Source organism: Flavobacterium sp. (assembly GCF_035456085.1).
Lineage (GTDB): Bacteria > Bacteroidota > Bacteroidia > Flavobacteriales > Flavobacteriaceae > Flavobacterium.
The window spans coordinates 1-3,152 of the sequence record NZ_DATIDY010000231.1; the positions used below are offsets into that span (position 1 = coordinate 1).

At 37.2% G+C, this 3,152-nt stretch carries 1 protein-coding gene; it reads left to right on the plus strand.

Features of this window, described 5'->3' with window-relative positions:
- Positions 1-306: 306 nt before the first annotated feature.
- Positions 307-3,152 (plus strand): FAD-binding and (Fe-S)-binding domain-containing protein (locus VLC96_RS17305; protein WP_325264936.1); only part of this gene is annotated, 2,846 nt, incomplete at its 3' end.

Here is a 3,152-nt window from a genome sequence, read left to right on the forward strand (position 1 = left end):
ACGAAACTTTGGGTTATGTGATTACCGATATCGACAATTTCCACAACAAAGAATTGGAGAAAAAACTAAAAGCGATTCCAAATACTATTCGATACAGAATTCTTTATTAATGATTTCTGATTTAATACTTTAGATTTCTAAAGTTTAAATTTCAAATAAAAAACTTTGCGTCTTTACGTCTTTATGAGAAAATGTCTCGCAAAGACGCAAAGGCGCAAAGGCATTAAAAACAAAAAGATTATCCATTTGATTTAAAATTTCAGATTTCATCCATCTAAAATCATAAATCATAAATCTAAAATAAAAATGAAGCTTGAAAATCTTGAAAAGCAATTAGAAGGCAAATTATTGTACGACCATACCATGCGTACGCTTTATGCCACTGATGCAAGTGCTTACAAAGAAATGCCGTTGGCGGTAGCCATTCCGAAAACGAAAGAAGATATTCAAAAAATCATCGCTTTTGCCAGAGAAAACAAAAGCAGTGTCATTCCGCGTGCGGCCGGAACTTCCCTTGCCGGACAGGTTGTCGGGAACGGAATTGTGGTTGATATTTCACAAGAATTCACCAAAATCCTTTCGGTAGATCCTATTGAAAAATCGGCTTGGGTAGAACCTGGTGTGATTCGTGATGAATTGAATATCCATTTAAAACAGTACAAACTATTTTTCGGACCAGAAACCTCAACCAGCAACCGTTGTATGATTGGTGGAATGGTCGGAAACAATGCCTGCGGTGCAAGATCGGTTATTTATGGTTCAACCCGTGAACATTTATTGGAAATTAAAGGTTTTTTGGCCGATGGAAATGAAGTGACATTTGGCGAATTAACTAATGCCGAATTTGAAGACAAATGCAACGGAATAAATGTTGTTAGTTCTTTGGAACAAAACATTTATTTGCAAGCCAAAGAATTATTGGGTTCAGCATCAAACAGAGCTTTATTTGACGAAAATTATCCCAAGAAATCTATTCCAAGAAGAAATACAGGCTATGCTTTGGATTTATTGGCAGATAGCGAACCTTTTGGGGATCAGAGTCAGAAGTTCAATTTCTGTAAATTAATCGCTGGTTCTGAAGGGACATTATTTTTCTCAACAGCAATTAAATTGAATTTGGTCGATGCTTTAAAACCTTTCGCAGCTTTAGTTTGCGTGCACCACAACAGTATCAACGAATCATTAAAAGCAAATTTGGAAGCCTTGAAATTCAATCCGGATAGTGTTGAATTGATTGACCATTATATCTTAGAATGTACCAAAGAAAATATTGAGCAAAGCAAAAACAGATTTTTTGTGCAAGGCGATCCTCAGGCTATTTTGGTTGTTGAATTTTTGAGAGATACACAAGAAGAAATTCTGGAACTGGCTAAAGAAATGGAAGCCGTAATGCGTTCCAAAGGTTTAGGTTACCACTTCCCTATCGTTTTTGGCGAAGACACCAATAAAGTTTGGAACCTAAGAAAAGCTGGATTAGGATTATTGTCGAATATTCCCGGCGATGCCAAAGCCGTAGCAGTTATTGAAGATACAGCGGTTGACGTAAATGATTTACCAGATTTTATCGAAGATTTTAATGCTGTTTTAAAAGAAAGAAATCTAAGTTGCGTTCATTATGCACACGCCGCTACAGGGGAATTGCACTTGCGTCCGATCATTGATTTAAAAACCAAAGAAGGAACAGCGCTTTTCAGAACTATCGCTACCGATATTGCTCATTTAGTTAAAAAATACAAAGGTTCATTGAGTGGAGAACACGGAGACGGAAGACTTCGTGGCGAATTTATTCCATTGATGCTTGGGGAGGAAATATACCAATTGTTTATCCAGGTTAAAAATACTTGGGATCCGTGGGGAATTTTTAATCCAGGAAAAATTGTGAATACGCCTCCAATGGATACCAATCTTAGATACAATCCGGGTCAAGATACGCCAATGCCGGAAACTTATTTTGATTTCTCAGAGCATAACGGATTCGTTCGCGCTGCAGAGATGTGTAATGGTTCTGGAGATTGTAGAAAAACGGAGAAAAGCGGTGGTACAATGTGTCCAAGTTATATGGCGACTCGTGACGAAAAACATACGACTCGTGCCCGCGCCAACATATTAAGAGAAACGATTACAACCTCAACCAAAGTCAATAAATTTGACGAAGAAGCTTTACTGGAAGTTTTAGATTTGTGTTTAAGTTGTAAAGGTTGTAAATCCGAATGTCCTTCGAATGTGGATATGGCGAAGCTGAAAGCGGAAACTTTACAACAATACCATGATAAAAACGGCGTAAAATTGCGTTCTAAAATTATTGGAAACACCCCAAAAATAAACCAGTTGTTTGCTTCAATTCCTTGGTTGTATAACTTTGGTGCCAGCGGAATTATTGGCAATATTGTAAAAAGTTCTACAGGTTTTGCTACCGAAAGAAATTTGCCTTTAATGTATAAAACCACTTTCTCAAAATGGTTTAAAAATTACAAACAAGCAGGGAATTTTACACAAGGAGATGTTTATTTGTACAACGATGAATTTCTGAATTTCTATGACGTGCAAATTGGTCAAACTGCGGTAAAATTATTCAACCGTTTAGGATATAATGTTGTTGTGCCAAAAATAGGTTACAGTGGAAGAACCTATCTTTCAAAAGGAATGATTAAAGAAGCTAGAGAAATTGCTGAAAAGAATACTCAGGCTTTCGCCAAAGAAATGCCGGCAAATGCGATTTTAGTTGGAATTGAACCATCGGCAATCTTATCATTCCGTGATGAATATCCAGATTTGTGCAGAGGAGATTTCAAAGAAAAAGCCAAAGCATTTTCAAGCAGAGCAATGCTTATCGAAGAATTTTTGGCGAAAGAATTAGACGAAGGCCGAATCACATCGGATTCGTTTACTGAAAATACCGAAAGAGTTCGTATGCACGGACACTGTTTCCAGAAAGCTTTATCATCATTGGTTCCGCTTAAAAAAATCCTGATGTTGCCAAAGAATTATACTGTTCTAAATATCCCAAGCGGATGTTGCGGTATGGCGGGTTCTTTTGGATATGAAAAAGAACATTATGATATTTCGATGAAAATTGGTGAATTAGTTTTGTTCCCAACTATCCGTTCCGAAGCCGAAGCGACATTAATTTCTGCCTCAGGAACGAGTTGTAG